Origin of the sequence: Pedobacter sp. BAL39 (assembly GCF_000170795.1) — a bacterium.
Taxonomy (GTDB): domain Bacteria; phylum Bacteroidota; class Bacteroidia; order Sphingobacteriales; family Sphingobacteriaceae; genus Pedobacter.
Genome location: NZ_ABCM01000006.1, coordinates 75861 through 91129 on the forward strand (window position 1 = coordinate 75861; position 15269 = coordinate 91129).

Below are 15269 nucleotides of genomic sequence, written 5' to 3' on the forward strand. Positions count from 1 at the left end.
TAAATCAGACACACCATGTTTAAGCAATTTTTAGATCAGGTAGATGGAAGTCAGGGATACCTCATCACTTCCCTGGCCATCTTCCTACTGTTCTTTTTTGCGGTTGGCATTCTTTTGCTCACCATGAAGAAAGAAGAAGTTAAATATATGAGCGAGTTACCTTTAAATGACGAGCAACTATGACGGATATCTTAATTTGGGCTCTGCTGTTTGTAGCCATCAGTATCCTCGTTGTTTCCGCACTGGTATTAAAAGTTGTTAAGATTCTTGTGAAGGAAACCCTCAGCCCCTCTCCTTTTGCCACAGAGGAAGAGAAAGAGTATTTCCGCCAGCAGGAAGCAGCTAAGGCAGAAGCAAAAAAGAATGAGCAGACATTATGGAATAAGGTCCTTGGTCTGAAGCCAATTTCAGCAGAGAAAGACCTCATGATGGACCATAAGTTTGATGACATCGCAGAGCTGGATAACCCCACTCCTGCCTGGTTTATGTTCCTGTTTTACGGAACCATCATCTTTGCCATTGGTTACCTGCTCAACTACCATGTTTTCGGATACGGTAAACTGCAGGAAGACGAATACGTGGTAGAACTCCAGGAAGCGGAAAACAATAGAATTGCATTTCTACAGAAACCAGGAAATGCAGCTGCTCAAATCAACGAAAATAATATTGAGCAGTCTACAGATAAAGAAGCCATCATGAAGGGTGCCGCACTTTTCAAAACGGTTTGCACACCCTGTCATGGTGAGCATGCAGAAGGTATTGTGGGCCCTAACCTGACTGACGAATACTGGCTGCATGGCGGAACAGTAAAAGATATCTTTAAGACCATCAAATACGGTGTACCTGATAAGGGAATGGTTGCCTGGGAGAAATCCATGAATGCCAAACAAATCTCAGACATCACCAATTATGTGCTCTCCTTAAAAGGAAGCAACCCTCCTGGGGGGAAAGAGCCACAGGGCAAAAAACAAGAATAATGTCACAAAGTCCAATACACTTCAGGGACCAATTGTCTACCCTCACTGACGATGGCAAACGTCGTCAGTGGCTTTATCCAAAAGTGATCAAAGGGAAGCTTTTTAAAAACAGGTCAGCACTGAGTTATTTACTTCTGGGCCTGCTTTTCGCAGCCCCATTCCTACACATTAACGGAGAACAGCTTGTTCTCCTTAATGTCTTAGAGCGCAAATTCGTATTCTTTGGCATCATCTTCTGGCCTCAGGATTTTTACCTTTTTGTCCTTGCACTTTTAAGCCTCCTCGTATTTATTGTACTGTTTACAGTAGTCTTCGGCCGCGTATTCTGCGGATGGATATGTCCTCAGACGATCTTCATGGAAATGGTTTTCCGTAAAATAGAAATCTGGATAGAGGGTGGTCCATCACAGCGTAAAAAACTTGATACAGCTCCGCTGACTGCCGGAAAAGTATTTAAGAAAACATTGAAACATGGTCTCTTCCTGTGCATATCATTTTTGATAGCGAATATTTTCCTTGCCTATATCATCAGTGCGACAACACTGATTACCATCATAACTGAGCCGATTTCCATGCACCTTTCAGGCTTCATCTCCATCTGTGTATTTACAATTGTCTTTTACCTGGTATTTTCCCATATGCGAGAGCTGGTATGCACTGTTGTTTGTCCGTACGGAAGGCTTCAGGGCGTTTTACTAGACAACCAGAGTATCATTGTGGCTTACGATTATGAGCGAGGTGAACCTCGCGAAAAACGCGTTAAGGGAGCACAAAACATCGCTGGAGATTGCATCGACTGTAAGTTATGTGTTGATGTATGTCCTACAGGGATTGACATCCGCAATGGGACACAAATGGAATGTGTAAACTGCACCGCCTGCATCGATGCCTGCGATATGGTAATGGAAAAGATCCAGCGTCCGGTACGATTGATCGGATTCAAATCCGAAGATGAGATCAAATACAAAAAATCGTTTTTCATCAATAAAAGAATCTACGCGTATTCAGCAGTTTTGGTCATTCTGCTCAGCGTGCTCAGCTACCTCATGGTGTCCAGATCGGCAGTCAAGACGACCATTCTGCGCGCCGGCGGCACGCTTTATCAAATGAGAGATAAAGACCAGACAGTAAGTAACCTTTACAATGCGGAGCTGATCAACAAAACTAACCACGCACTCAAGTTCAACATTGTTCCTGACGACCGGAACCTGAAAATACAATACATACAACACCAGGACTCCATCGGCTACGGTGGAGTGGCAAAAATCACTTTTTTCATTATCATGCCTCAGAGGGACGTCAAGGCATATAAAACACTGTTGACCTTCAGGCTTGTAAGCGATGGAAAAACCATAGATACTTTTGAAACTACATTTATAGCACCTGCAAATTGATAAAAACATGAATTGGGGAACAAAATTAATGATTGGAATGGCCATTTTTATGGTCTTTATTGTCACGCTGGTATTCGTAATGTTCAGCAGCAAGACGGACGCATTGATAGATAACGATTACTATCAGAAAGGCCTGCAGTATGACACCACTTACGCTCAAAAGGAGCAGGTAAATACGGATACTGCTACACCGGAAATACGCATCGCTCAAGGTGTGATGATTATTATTTTCAAATCACCTGCACATGGCACCTTAAAAATGATCCGCAATGCAGATAAAAAGATGGATAGATTGGTCACCATAAATACAGGAACAGAACTCCTGACCAGTATCCCACTTTCCGGAATCGCCAAAGGACAGTGGAGAATCCAACTGTCCTGGATCAGCAATGGCAAAAGTTATTTATACGAGAAAGAAATCATTTACTAATGGACACTAACAGACTTGCTTTTATGATTGGGTTGCTGGGTAGCATACACTGTATAGGCATGTGTGGGCCGCTGGCATTTGCCGTTCCTTCAGTTAAAGAAGGAGGTCTCTTCCTGATATGGGACAAACTACTTTATCAATTTGGAAGAATCATCTCCTACTGTATGCTGGGATTGATCATCGGCCTGATAGGCCGCCAGATTTGGGTAGCAGGTTTTCAACAAGGGCTCAGCATTCTGAGCGGGGCTTTAATTTTAGTAGCAGCCTGCTCAAGGATCTTTAAGTTTAAGGCTTGGGCTGGTCATTCCTCAGGTCTTCTGAAGCCCTTCTATATGCTGTTCAATACCGCTTTTAAGCACCACGCCAATCACCTGATTATCGGTATGATTAACGGCCTTCTTCCTTGTGGTTTTGTCTATCTGGCCATGGCCGGAGCAGTAAATACAGGCGCTATAAACAGTGCTATAACCTATATGTTCTGGTTTGGACTTGGTACTTTGCCACTTATGTTTATCGCTACTATAGGAATAGGTTTTACTGGTGTGGTATTTAGAAGAAAAATCAACCGCGTCATTCCATTTATGATGATATTTTTAGGAATTTGGTTTATTTTCAAAGGACTGGAGCTAAATATCCCCTATCTAAGTCCCGCAAGAATGGAAGCCGGTGTTACTGACTGCAGATAAAAGCAAAAGCCGTCCCTTCCGGACGGCTTTTTGCAGCACATACACTCCTATATAAAAACAGGGCTTGGGAAACCCTATCCTGTAAGGCTAAATAATTGTGTGGTAGGCTCATTAGCCCACAAACGGGCATCGAATGCCATACACACATTGCGGAGGAAACGTTTGCCAAAAGGGGTTACTTTCACATCCTGGTCGCTGAGCATCACTAGTCCATCCTGTGCCAGCCACCTTAACCGATTGGTAGTATCTGTGAGGGAGGCACATTGTTCTTCGGGCAAATGCCACGAAGTATGTCCTTTACACATCAGGTTCAGGATATGTCGTCTGATGATTGCATCCTCTTCGTCGAGCAAATGTCCTTTGAATACTGGAAATTGCCCATTTTCAATCACGCTGATATAATCTTCCACCTTTTTCACATTTTGTGCAAAGGCATTCCAGGTGTCACTGATAGACGATACCCCAAGTCCTACCATCAGTTTACTGTACTGATGTGTATAGCCCATAAAATTCCTGTGGAGGTAACCTTTTCTTTCCGCAGTATATAAAGAGTCGTTGGTCAACGTAAAATGATCCATCCCAATATCTACATAACCACCGGTTCTCAGCATTTTACGGCCCAATTCATAAAGCTCCTGTTTAAGATCTGCGGACGGCAGGTCCGCTTCTGTATATCTTCGCTGTCCTGCCCTGACCCATGGTACATGGGCATAGCTGTAGAATGCAATTCGATCTGGACTTAACTTTAAGACAGCCTCAATGGTATCTGAAAGCCCATGCAGATTTTGGTGTGGCAGTCCATAGATCAAGTCGTAGTTGATAGATGTGTATCCAATTTCCCTGGCTTTGAGTGTCACATCTCTGACTTCCTGATAACTCTGTATTCTGTTGATGATGAGTTGGACATGCGGATCAAAATCCTGAATCCCTAGGCTTAGCCTTCTGAAGCCAAGTTTCCTGAGGGCGATGAGGTGGGCTGAAGTTGTATTTCCGGGATGTGCTTCAAAGCTAAACTCCGCATCTTCGTGAAGATCGGCAAAGTCAAGAATGCCATCGATAAGCAATTGAAGGTGCTCAGGACTGAAAAAAGTTGGTGTGCCTCCACCCAGATGCATTTCTTTAATCTTTGGCCTGGCATCAAATAACTGAAGGTACATTTGCCATTCTTTCAATACCGCTTCTATATATGGGCGTTCTACACCGTGATTTTTAGTAATCCTGGTATTGCAACCGCAATAAGTACAAAGGCTCTCACAAAAAGGCAGATGAATATATACACTGATGCCGTCTGAATCATTACTATCGTTGAACGAACGCGATACGGCTTCAGTCCACTTTTCGGTACTAAATCCAACTGTATCCCAGTAGGGAACAGTTGGATAGCTCGTGTAGCGGGGGGCAGCTACAAGATATTTTGATATTATTTTGTTTGTATCAACCAGCATGAGGCTTCGCATTAGTGTTTCGGAAAATCCAAATCGGCATCGGAAGATTTTGTGCATGCACAACCATCTTTACAACGGTGGTGCTGCCAATTGTCAAGGTTCAATATAGTCTCTGCGGCCAGTACTGTCGGCAGGTCATTTTCTGCGACCCCTCTTAATGCATCTACAGAAACATTGGCGATCTTAAGCTTTCTAAAAGCAGCGGTATCGCGGTCTATATGAGAAATATCCGTAGAACGCGTGGCAATATACTTTACGCCCAGGTCTGCCAGTCTGTTTACTACTGGAGCAGACAGGTTATCATCTGCATTATAAACAATTACCGCCTCTTTACCCTGAGCATAAGCCGCTGTCTCAGGACCCAAAGCATTTGAAATCAATGTAATCTCATGCTTTTTATTATTGGCTAAAGCCAAGGGTTCCTTTTCAAAGGATTTTATACTGTAAGCTACAACTCTCATGCGGTTAGATTTATTATAATCCAAATTTACGCAGACAGATTCCAGGCTGGAATGAGCTTAGTCAGCCTAAAAAGTGATGTTCATCAGTTTTTCATTTGTTTTAGTTTATTCTGATCAAGAATGACGATCTGGCTACCTTTACGCTCAATGATCCCCTCCTCTTTAAAGTCGCTAAGGATACGGCTTACAGTCTCAGTGGCCATTCCAGCCATTGCAGCGAGATTGTCCCTGGAAACACGAAGCACCAGCTCCTCTCCTTCCGCTTCCTGTTTACAAAGACGGATGAGCACCTCAGCCATTCTCTTTCTTACCGAATGGTAGGCCAGCTGCAACAACTGTTCCTCCTTGTCCTGAAGGTTGTTCGAAATGATATGTATAAATTGTCTTGCGACATCGGGATACCGGCTAAGCAGATCGTCCATCATATCTTTTGGAAGCATACATACTGTACTGTCTTCCATAGCTTCAGCAGTTTCGGCATAGGGCGCACTTAATAAGATGGAGGTGATGCCGAAATATTCTTCATGACTGTACATACCTGTTAACAGCTCCCTGCCATCCTCACTCAGCTTGAAAGTTTTGACCTTGCCATTGATCACCAGATACACGCCCGAGGCAGGATCCCCTTCATAATAGACAATTTGTTTCTTTTTGATTGCCCTTACTTTTCTTGCAGCAATCATTTTCTCCAATTCCTGAAGTCCGGAAGTCCCATTAAAGAGGTTACTCAGCCGGTCGAGCGACTGGCTGTAGAACTGGTGCTGTTTATCTTTTTTGTTCAATCGGCTTTCAATGGCATTAAGTAATTCCACATCATCAAAAGGTTTAGTCAGGTAGTCATCTGCGCCCATTTCCATTCCTTTACGCATGTCCAGACGTTCAGCTTTAGCTGTGAGAAAAATAAACGGCGTTGCTGCGGTCTGAGGATTTTTGTTGAGCAGGTATAACACCCCATAGCCATCGAGCTCTGGCATCATGATGTCGCACAAGATCAGATCAGGTAGGTTCTTGTTAGCCAGCTCTACCCCTTCCCGGCCATTATTTGCCTGTAAAACATCATAGTTTGCAAGCTCCAGGATTTCTGCAGTACTTTCCCTGATGTCGTCGTTATCTTCTATAATGAGTATCTGTATTTTCTTCATAAACTGGAATGGTTATTACTGTTGAATCTAGGTTAGTTATCTATTAAATGAGAGTACGAAAGTAGTACCTTTATTGATGATACTTTCGAAGTAAAGTTCTCCTTTCATGAGCGATGCATAGCGTAGTACAATGTTAAGGCCCAGGCCCGTTCCGGGAATGCTTCCCGTGTTATGTGCTCTGAAGAAAGGTTGAAATAAATGCTTGTGGTCCGACTCAGGAATACCGATGCCATTGTCTTTTATAGTCACCACACACTGCTTGTCGTTAATTTCTGTATTAAACTCGATGAAAGTGTGTTCTCCGGAATACTTAATGGCGTTAGAGATCAGATTAAGCATGCAATTCTTCAAAAGATTAAGATCAAGGAGCACTGTGCTTTGAAGACCGGTATGTTGATAAATAATGTTCTGATCCTGTTTTGCGATCATCTGCATCTCCTCCGTCACCTCTTCTGAAAGCTTTACCAGGTCAAATGCAGTAAAGGTAGGTTCCACCCTCCCCGCCTCCAGTCTTTCAAGGGAAAGAAAATCATTTAAGATGGTTGTGAGATTGCCTACCGCATTCTTGATCTTTCCGACATGTTTGGTGATGTTTTTATTCTGAAAAGGTTCTGCGTATTTTTCAATTAGAGAAGAGGACAATTGCACCGAACTGAGCGGTGTACGAAATTCGTGAGAAGCCATCGAAACAAACCTGCTTTTCAATTGGTTCAGCTCCTTTTCTTTCTCCAGCGACAAGCTAACCTCTTCTTTGGCCTCACTCAACGCAGCAACAGTTTTCTGTAACGATTTAGTTCTCTGTGCAACAAGTTCTTCCAGTTCATAAGCATATTCACGAAGGCGCTCTTCCGCCTCTTTTTCTTTTGTTAAATCATGTATAAAACCAGTATATATGATTCTGTTTTCATACTGCACCTCACTTACCGCAAGTCTAAAAGGGAATGTTGAGCCATCCTTCTTCAATCCTTTTACTTCACGGCCTTTACCGATAATTTTCTTTTCACCGGTATGTTGATACCTGGCAATATATTGGTCATGATTGGTCTTATCAGGTTCTGGCATCAGTACGGAAATGTTTCTCCCCTGAACTTCCTCCTGAGTATACCCGAACAACTTTAACGCCGCCGGATTGAGACTTTCAATGATCCCGCGACTGTCGATGGTGATAATTCCGTCAATTGCAGTTTCAATAATAGCATTTAATAGCCTGGCATTTTCCATATTCGCTTTTTACAAATATAACCAATTAGGAATAACTTAATTTATAATCTTGATCACCATCGAAAATGATCAAAGTCATATTTTTAGATTGAAATAAGCTGTTCTTTTGTTGCTCAACACACCCATAAAGACAAATGAACCATACATTTCACATTCCTGTTCTGGGCTTAGGTTATTCCATCGACACACCTTTAAAAGTAGCGAAATACGGCATTTCCTCAGTTGTATCCATTGTAGATGATGAACTGACAGAACGCATGAGGAAATTCCATCAGGAAAATGCAGGCGAGGAGTACCGCCTAATCGGCAAACACGAAGCAGACAGCAGAGCAAAAAGAATTACCGCGTATTTAAACCTTCTGGACAGGTTGGTTGAAAAGCAATTCTCAGCCCTGCTCGAGCAGCAATTTGAAGCCGATGGCGATCTGGTGCAATACTTTGAGCTGATACCGGACCATTTACCATTGAAGAAAAAGTACCTGCAGATGATGAGCTTGCCTGACGGGGATGAAAAGAGAAATGTCCAAAAACTGCTCAAAGCAGCGATGCAACCTGGTCACATCGATGTCAATATCATGTCTAAGGTGGATAAAGCAAATTATAATGCAAGGAAAGAATATACAGGTGATGATTTTACAGATGCACTGGCAGCAATGCGAGGATTTGCAAAAAGCACTCTGAAGAGTTCCATCATCATCTCTGCTGGTTTAAATCCAAGGTTATATGCCTATATGGAACATTGTGACTCATTTTTTCCAGATGAAAAAGGAAATATCCAGAAAAAAATTATCCTTAAGGTAAGTGATTTTCGCTCCGCACTCATCCAGGCTAAAATGCTGGCCAAGAAAGGGCTGTGGGTCTCAGAATTTAGAATAGAATCTGGACTGAACTGCGGTGGACATGCATTTGCGACAGAAGGCTTTTTGCTTGGCCCGATTCTCGAAGAGTTCAAGACAAAACGCCAGGAGCTGTTCGCGGAACTTCAGGACATGTACATCGCAGCATTACATTCGAAAACACTTACCGCCCCCCCTTTCCGTACTCAGCGCATCACTGCTCAGGGTGGAATTGGAACGGCTGAGGAACACCAGTTTCTAATGAACTATTACCAGCTGGATGCTGCTGGATGGGGAAGTCCCTTTTTACTGGTTCCTGAAGCGACAAACGTAGACGAAGAGACACTTTCAGATCTTGTGAGCTCAAAGGCTGATGATTTCTATGTAAGTAATTCTTCTCCCCTCGGTGTGCTGTTCAACAACTTCAAAAAAAGCACTGCGGAGGAACAAAGGATCACACGTCTTCAGAATGGACGTCCTGGCAGCCCCTGTACAAAAAAGTTCCTTTGTACAAACACTGAGTTTACCAAAGAGCCTATCTGTACCGCGTCCAGGCAGTATCAAAATCTAAAGCTGAAAGAGCTAAAATCACACGCAATTAGCCTCACAAAGGAAAAGTATCAGCAGCTATTTGAGCATATTACAGAAAAAGTATGTTTATGTGAAGGTCTCTGTGCATCAACTTACCTCAAGCTAGGCATTATCAAACCGAAAGAGAGTAATGCAGTAAGCATCTGCCCGGGACCAAACATTGCCTTTTTTTCCGGCAGATATTCTCTTAAAGAAATGATCAATCACATTTATGGAAGACAAAATCTTCTGGAAGGTGTTGTAAGACCAAATCTTTTCATTAATGAACTACAGTTATATGTAGATTACCTAAAAAAAGATATCGCTGCACAATTTGATGAACTCAATACGAAAAAAGAGAAGTACTTTGCAAAGTTTAAAGCCCAGCTACTAAATGGTATCAATTATTATAAAGAACTGATTCCGGAGCTCAAACTTCAAGGCAATATGGCTGTAGAAGAAATGATGACCCAATTAATCCTCGCGGAGAAAAACCTTGGACAATTTAGTCTATCAGCTGTCGCGGTATAATATTGCAGCAATTGACGTCTTGTAAAACAGTGCAGGGGATCCTCATTACCTGGATTGAGTTACAATCAGCCTTAACTGTTCGTTTTCCACAATTAATGAGCAATCGGTTTTTTATATGCGCAGGTTTTTATTATATTTAATAGAAAATCAACCGTTTATCACCAAAACCACAAATCATGGAAAAAGAAGCTATGAAATCATTACTTGAGGTTATTGACCAGCAGGTAAGTTCATCTATCCTCGGAGGAATGGAAGAACAGTATGAAGAACTCGAACGATTGGGATATATCAGAATAGACAGACATACTGTACAACATGCGGCTTCGATTACACCGGAAGGACAAGAATTCCTCTACCATTAAATGAAATTTCAATTCCATATAGCATACATACACTACTGATTTGTAGCGGCATATAATTAATTTTGATTTTATTTTTCGAAATCAAAACTTTTTAACAACATCCTGCGTTATAGATGTAGTTTGTTTGGTTTAGGTTAATCTGTGGTGGATTAACCATCTATTAAAACAGGGATACATCGCCAGATCTATCCCTGTTTCGTTTTTATATCATGATGGTTTGCTTCGCCTATTCTTTTAACAAAATATCCATATCAACCATCAATTGTTCCACATCCTTTTCCAGCGTACCATCATAGGCACCACGGATGCGTTTTTGTTTGTCTACTAGCACCAGATATCCTTGATGAACAAAACCTCCAGGAGCCTTATTATCCTGTTGAACGGCCACCAGGTAATTACGTTCTGCCAATGCATAAATCTCATCCCTGGTGCCCCACAAGTACTCCCATTGGTCACCTTTTACTCCAAGTTTATTTGCATAAGATTTCATTCTTGAAGGGGTATCATACTTTACGTCAATGGTGTGTGAGGCCAGTTTCACCTCCGGGTTACCCTTATATTTCTGATAAACTCTCATGAGATTTCGATGCATTACTGGACAAATACTGGGGCAGGAAGTAAAAAAGAAGTCGGCCACGTAAATCTTACCTTCAAAATCCTTTTCTGTAATTACCACGCTATCCTGATTGAACAGTTTAAAGGCTGGTATGGTTCGGAAAGTTGTATCAGGTATGCTCTTACCACCCACCTCTTTAGTTGTAATTTCCATCTGCAGAAAAGGAAGTTTTTCAGGTTTATCCTTACACCCCGCAGTCATCAAAATGAATGATGCCGCTGAATAAATAATTGTATATTTCATTATTTCTGATATTTATTAAGATACGCTCCTGACACTTTTATCTCTTTTTTATAAAGGCTATCCACTGACTGGATCTTAAGCTTTTCATTTTTGAAATAGGAAATGGACTCGTCGTTGGATTTCCCTGTAACATCAGGTTCAAACTGGTGCATCCAGGTATTCATTTGCTCCTCCGCTGCACTCAGCTCAGCAATCAGTGACACCATATGCTCCTTTTCTTTTAATGTATCCAAATCAGGGAACTTCAGTTTTAGATCAGCAAGATTTCTAGTTAGTGTATCCAGCTTCATCTGGTTCTCAACGATCACGCCATGATCAGCCATGACCTTATCGTGAAACACCATTACTTCATCTCTTTCTTTTTTGTAGTCGGCAGTTGGACTGCAAGCTGCCAATCCGATGGCATACGCCATCAGTATAATTATTTTCTTCATGTATTAGATTGTATAAAGTTATTTGTTCAATATAGGTTGACACCACCAATTCCGTTTGAAAGTCTCCATCTTTAAGATTATCAGAAAGCTTTTTTAAACGGAAGATATGGTGTAATTACAACTTCCAATTATGATGATTATGGAAGCCCGATATTAAACATTGACTTGTGGGGGATGAAAGATAGCAATGCGAATGGCATTCGGGACTCCTGTTGAGAATGGTATGTGTAACACCATAACTGTAGCACTGTAATGCTCAAATTTTAAAGGCATAATGACCAATGCATCCTGAATTTGTGTTTTTTGAGACTGGCGCTCCTGCTTCTGCTCTTTATCCTGTGCCATTCTGAGCTTTTTCATTAGATAACACTTACCATTACAGTGCAGTTCAGGCTTATTTTTATTGACACAGAGCCGGTCAGCAATATATTGTTTGTTTAATTCAAAACCTGCAAATACGAATAAGCTAGCAAAATTCACGGTCAGCAAACTCAGCAAAATCACTATGGCAACGGGCTTATTAAACATATGGCAACAAAGATAACCAACAAATGAAGATATGTATCTTAAAAACGAAAAAAGCAGGTCATAACCCTTTTCCTGCTATTTCAATACCGCGATAGGTTTTTTATGTTCATCAATAGCCACAAAGGAAAATTCACCAGTAACCGCCCGCTCTCGATCTTCGGAATACATTTGCTCAATGTAAATGTCTACCTTAACCTTTAAACTGGTATTGCCTATATGACTTACCCTGCCGATGAGCTCTATAAATGTTCCTGCCGGAATGGGCTTTTTGAAATCAATACGGTCGCTACTTACCGTCACCATTGTCTGCCTGCTGAATCTGGTTGCAGTAATAAACGCAACTTCGTCCATCATGTGCATAGCTGCCCCCCCAAAGAGGGTGTCATAATGATTTGTATTATTGGGGAAAACGGTTTTAAAAATACGCGTTTCTGATTTTTCAATTTTTTCTTCTACAGTCATGGGTTGATTATAACATTCCGGGCAATGACATCATCCAGTATATAAGCTGGCAAATCGGGATTATTTCTCCCTTAGTTTTCCCCACTTCAAATATGTGGCACCCCAAGAAAAACCAGCTCCAAAAGCGGTAAGAATTAGTTTATCACCGTATTTAAAGTCATCTTTAAAATCCCATAAAACAAGAGGTATTGTTGCAGCAGTTGTATTGCCATAACGATCAATATTGACTTTCACCTGCGATTCATTGAGATTGAGTTGTTCACCTACTGCCTGTATGATTCGTAAGTTCGCCTGATGAGGAATCAGGTAGTTGATATTTTTAGTCTCGAGATCATTTGCATCCAGAATTTCTTTACAGGTATCTGTCATTCCCTGAATAGCAGCTTTAAACACCACCCGACCATCCTGACGGACATAATGTAACTTTTGATCAAGGGTTTCCTGAGAAGCAGGATTTTTGGATCCACCAGCGGTGACGATCAGATTTTCTTTTCCGGAACCATCTGTTCTGAAATAGCTGTCGATAAGTCCCACTTCTTCTTCTGTTTGTTCCAGCAACACAGCACCTGCTCCATCACCAAAAAGAATACAGGTATTGCGGTCAGTATAGTTAACAATAGAGCTATTTTTATCCGCGCCAATTACAATTACCTTTTTGCAGCGACCACTTTCTATCATACTGGCACCCAGCGTCAATGCATATAAAAAACCACTACATGCAGCATTGGTATCTATGCCCCACGCATTTTTCAAGCCAGCTTTCTCACAAACCATGCTGCCAGTTGACACCATTACATAATCAGGAGTAGAAGTAGACACAATCACACAATCAATCTCATCCGGATTTACATTCCCATCTTCCATCAATCTAAGCAGGGCTCTTGTTGCAAGGTCAGATGTTGCGATTTCGTCGTCATTAACTATTCTTCTCTCCTTTATTCCTGTTCTTGAAACAATCCATTCATGATTGGTATCAACCATTTTCTCCAGATCATGGTTGTTCAAAACAGTTTCCGGAACATAACCACCAACTCCGGTTATCACCGCATTTTTACGTATTCTCATTTATGTGTGTGCTGTAACATTTAAAACAGATAAGCCCGCAGCTTGGCTGTTTGTTTTTTTACAAAGTTACAGCTTCTTCCACATATTCTAGTAGTACTTTTGTGGCAGCACTCATTTCTGCCAAAGCTTTTTGGGTTCTGCGGCATATTGTATCTTCAGAATCAGGTCATTCCCGAGCTAAATTCAGGTATCGAAAAGCGGCATATCCAGCCTTATTCATCCCTGTAAAACCCTTTTTATTAGGTTGTCAATCACCCATAAAGACAACATAAGCTTCTGTAAATATTGCACTTACATATTTTAAAACCCTAGACGCTTCAAGCCTTTATTGCGACGAAGAACTTCATTAACATACCTAGTTGACACAAAAGTTTGGAAAAATCCTATCAAAGGAGGAAATCAAAAAAAAATCTTTATATCTGAATTTTGTATTCATCCATCTTCCGGTACAGGGTAGTAAGGCCAATTCCCAAAAGACGCGCAGTTTCAGTTTTATTGCGGTTTGTATGATGCAAGACCTTCATGATATGTTGCATTTCAACTACCTGCAATTTCATCCCATCCCCATTGGAGGCATCGGCATGAAATTCATAAGGAAGGAGCTCGGTATTCAATAATGGAATATCAGAAAGGATCGCCACGCGTTCCATCACATTTTTCAACTCACGTATATTCCCCTTCCAGGAATGTTTTAATAGAAGTTTTGCGAAAGCTTCATCAATAACAAATGGGGGTTTATTAACTTTTATAGCGAATTCTTCAAGATAATGTCTTGCGAAAAGGAGAATGTCTTCCTTTCTATGCGAAAGGGCAGGCAATTCAATAGAAAACACTGACAATCGGTAATATAGATCCAAACGAAAATTGCCGGATTCAGCTTCTTTTTTAAGATCTCTATTAGTGGCAGCAATTACACGTACGTTGACCTTACTTGTCTGGGTATCTCCAACTTTAATAAAGGTCTGGCTTTCCAGCACACGAAGTAGTTTAGACTGAAGGTCCAGATTCATTTCACCAATTTCATCGAGAAACAACGTACCTTCATTGGCTTCTTCAAGCAAGCCCCTTTTGTCTTTCATGGCACCTGTGAAAGCACCCATTTTATAACCAAACAACTCACTTTCAAGCAAATCTGCATTAAACCCGCTACAATTTAGTGCAACAAAAGGTTTCATCTTCCTCGGACTCTCATAATGTATAGCCTGTGCAAATACTTCTTTCCCTGTACCAGTCTCTCCAAGTAATAGTACAGTGGTATCTGTAGGTGAAACTTTTCTTGCAAGATCTAGCGAAGTTCTGATGGGTTTGGATTGGCCTAGGATACTATCAAAACTGTATTTTTTGACAACCCTGTTTTCGAGATCAAACACCCGGCGTTGCAAACGTACTTTATCTATCGCCTTATAGAGCAATGGAATGATTTTATCATTATCATCTCCCTTCGTAATGTAGTCAAATGCTCCGTTTCTCATTGCGGTGACGCCATCCTGGATCGTGCCGAAGGCCGTCAGATTGATCACCTCTACATAAGATTTCATTTTTTTTATTTCGCAAACGAGTTCCACTCCATTGAAGTCGGGCAGTTTTACATCACTGATCACAACATCTATATCCTGAATATTCAGCAGCTTTAATCCCTCTCTTCCCGTGCCAGCCTGAAATACATTGAAACCTTCCAACTCAATTATTCTGGCTAAAAGTGCGCAGATCTTCTTTTCGTCGTCAATAATTAGCACAGATTGATGCATAATGGATAATTTTCACAAAATTAGCGATTATCTAAGACAAGTGAGTCAGACAAGTGAGTCTTTTCTAACCGCATGATTTGCTATTTCGAATAGGGAAAAACGGATAAAGGAAATATTT

17 protein-coding genes are annotated in these 15269 nt (G+C 41.3%); 7 read left to right on the plus strand and 10 right to left on the minus strand.

Translation table 11 applies throughout. The annotated features are described in order from the left end of the window. The first annotated feature begins 15 nt into the window (after positions 1-15). From PBAL39_RS25565 to PBAL39_RS09815, 5 genes are read left to right on the plus strand one after another with little or no spacing between them, the layout of a single operon-like run. Complete coding sequence (locus tag PBAL39_RS25565) at positions 16-183, plus strand: hypothetical protein (RefSeq protein ID WP_008240827.1); 168 nt, start codon at positions 16-18, stop codon at positions 181-183. Further along, complete coding sequence (locus tag PBAL39_RS09800; RefSeq protein ID WP_008240828.1) at positions 180-977, plus strand: cbb3-type cytochrome c oxidase N-terminal domain-containing protein; 798 nt, start codon at positions 180-182, stop codon at positions 975-977. Before PBAL39_RS25565 ends, PBAL39_RS09800 begins: the two co-directional genes overlap by 4 nt. After that, on the plus strand, positions 977-2371 hold the full coding sequence (gene ccoG, locus PBAL39_RS09805; RefSeq protein ID WP_008240829.1) for a cytochrome c oxidase accessory protein CcoG: 1395 nt from the start codon (positions 977-979) through the stop codon (positions 2369-2371). Before PBAL39_RS09800 ends, ccoG begins: the two co-directional genes overlap by 1 nt. A gap of 7 nt (positions 2372-2378) precedes the next feature. Then, positions 2379-2801, plus strand: a complete 423-nt coding sequence (locus tag PBAL39_RS09810) for a FixH family protein (protein WP_008240830.1) — start codon at positions 2379-2381, stop codon at positions 2799-2801. After that, positions 2801-3487 carry a sulfite exporter TauE/SafE family protein gene (locus tag PBAL39_RS09815; protein ID WP_008240831.1) on the plus strand — a complete coding sequence of 229 codons (687 nt, stop codon included), beginning with the start codon at positions 2801-2803 and terminating at the stop codon, positions 3485-3487. The genes PBAL39_RS09810 and PBAL39_RS09815 overlap by 1 nt, the downstream gene beginning before the upstream one ends. A gap of 74 nt (positions 3488-3561) precedes the next feature. On the opposite strand, the gene hemN is transcribed toward PBAL39_RS09815, so the two are convergent. From hemN to PBAL39_RS09835, 4 genes are all read right to left on the minus strand, one after another. Continuing rightward, positions 3562-4932, minus strand: a complete 1371-nt coding sequence (gene hemN / locus PBAL39_RS09820) for an oxygen-independent coproporphyrinogen III oxidase (protein ID WP_039866413.1) — start codon at positions 4930-4932, stop codon at positions 3562-3564. Between the two features lie 11 nt (positions 4933-4943). Continuing rightward, positions 4944-5393, minus strand: coding sequence for a lactate dehydrogenase (locus tag PBAL39_RS09825; RefSeq protein WP_008240836.1), 450 nt, complete (start codon positions 5391-5393; stop codon positions 4944-4946). A gap of 83 nt (positions 5394-5476) precedes the next feature. Next, the gene (locus PBAL39_RS09830) at positions 5477-6535 is read right to left on the minus strand and encodes a response regulator (RefSeq protein ID WP_008240837.1); all 1059 of its coding nucleotides are present in this window, start codon (positions 6533-6535) and stop codon (positions 5477-5479) included. Between the two features lie 36 nt (positions 6536-6571). Continuing rightward, positions 6572-7756: a PAS domain-containing sensor histidine kinase gene (locus PBAL39_RS09835; protein WP_008240839.1), complete on the minus strand. Its 1185-nt coding sequence runs from the start codon at positions 7754-7756 to the stop codon at positions 6572-6574. Positions 7757-7890: 134 nt separating this feature from the next. On the opposite strand from PBAL39_RS09835, the gene PBAL39_RS09840 reads away from it, so the two are divergent. Both PBAL39_RS09840 and PBAL39_RS09845 read left to right on the plus strand, forming a co-directional pair. After that, positions 7891-9693, plus strand: a complete 1803-nt coding sequence (locus tag PBAL39_RS09840) for a hypothetical protein (protein WP_008240844.1) — start codon at positions 7891-7893, stop codon at positions 9691-9693. Between the two features lie 191 nt (positions 9694-9884). After that, a complete protein-coding gene (locus PBAL39_RS09845) occupies positions 9885-10055 on the plus strand; it encodes a hypothetical protein (RefSeq protein WP_232282926.1) in 171 nt (56 codons plus the stop codon). Between the two features lie 226 nt (positions 10056-10281). On the opposite strand, the gene PBAL39_RS09850 is transcribed toward PBAL39_RS09845, so the two are convergent. The 6 genes from PBAL39_RS09850 to PBAL39_RS09875 form a co-directional block, all read right to left on the minus strand. Next, positions 10282-10914, minus strand: coding sequence for an SCO family protein (locus tag PBAL39_RS09850; protein ID WP_008240846.1), 633 nt, complete (start codon positions 10912-10914; stop codon positions 10282-10284). Further along, complete coding sequence (locus PBAL39_RS09855; protein ID WP_157273975.1) at positions 10914-11348, minus strand: hypothetical protein; 435 nt, start codon at positions 11346-11348, stop codon at positions 10914-10916. Before PBAL39_RS09855 ends, PBAL39_RS09850 begins: the two co-directional genes overlap by 1 nt. 153 nt (positions 11349-11501) lie before the next feature. Next, the gene (locus PBAL39_RS09860; RefSeq protein ID WP_008240848.1) at positions 11502-11876 is read right to left on the minus strand and encodes a hypothetical protein; all 375 of its coding nucleotides are present in this window, start codon (positions 11874-11876) and stop codon (positions 11502-11504) included. A gap of 75 nt (positions 11877-11951) precedes the next feature. After that, positions 11952-12338 carry an acyl-CoA thioesterase gene (locus PBAL39_RS09865; RefSeq protein WP_008240849.1) on the minus strand — a complete coding sequence of 129 codons (387 nt, stop codon included), beginning with the start codon at positions 12336-12338 and terminating at the stop codon, positions 11952-11954. A 60-nt stretch (positions 12339-12398) separates the two neighbouring features. Then, positions 12399-13403 carry a beta-ketoacyl-ACP synthase III gene (locus PBAL39_RS09870; protein WP_008240850.1) on the minus strand — a complete coding sequence of 335 codons (1005 nt, stop codon included), beginning with the start codon at positions 13401-13403 and terminating at the stop codon, positions 12399-12401. 413 nt (positions 13404-13816) lie between these two features. Beyond that, on the minus strand, positions 13817-15151 hold the full coding sequence (locus PBAL39_RS09875; RefSeq protein WP_008240851.1) for a sigma-54 dependent transcriptional regulator: 1335 nt from the start codon (positions 15149-15151) through the stop codon (positions 13817-13819). Positions 15152-15269 lie beyond the last annotated feature (118 nt).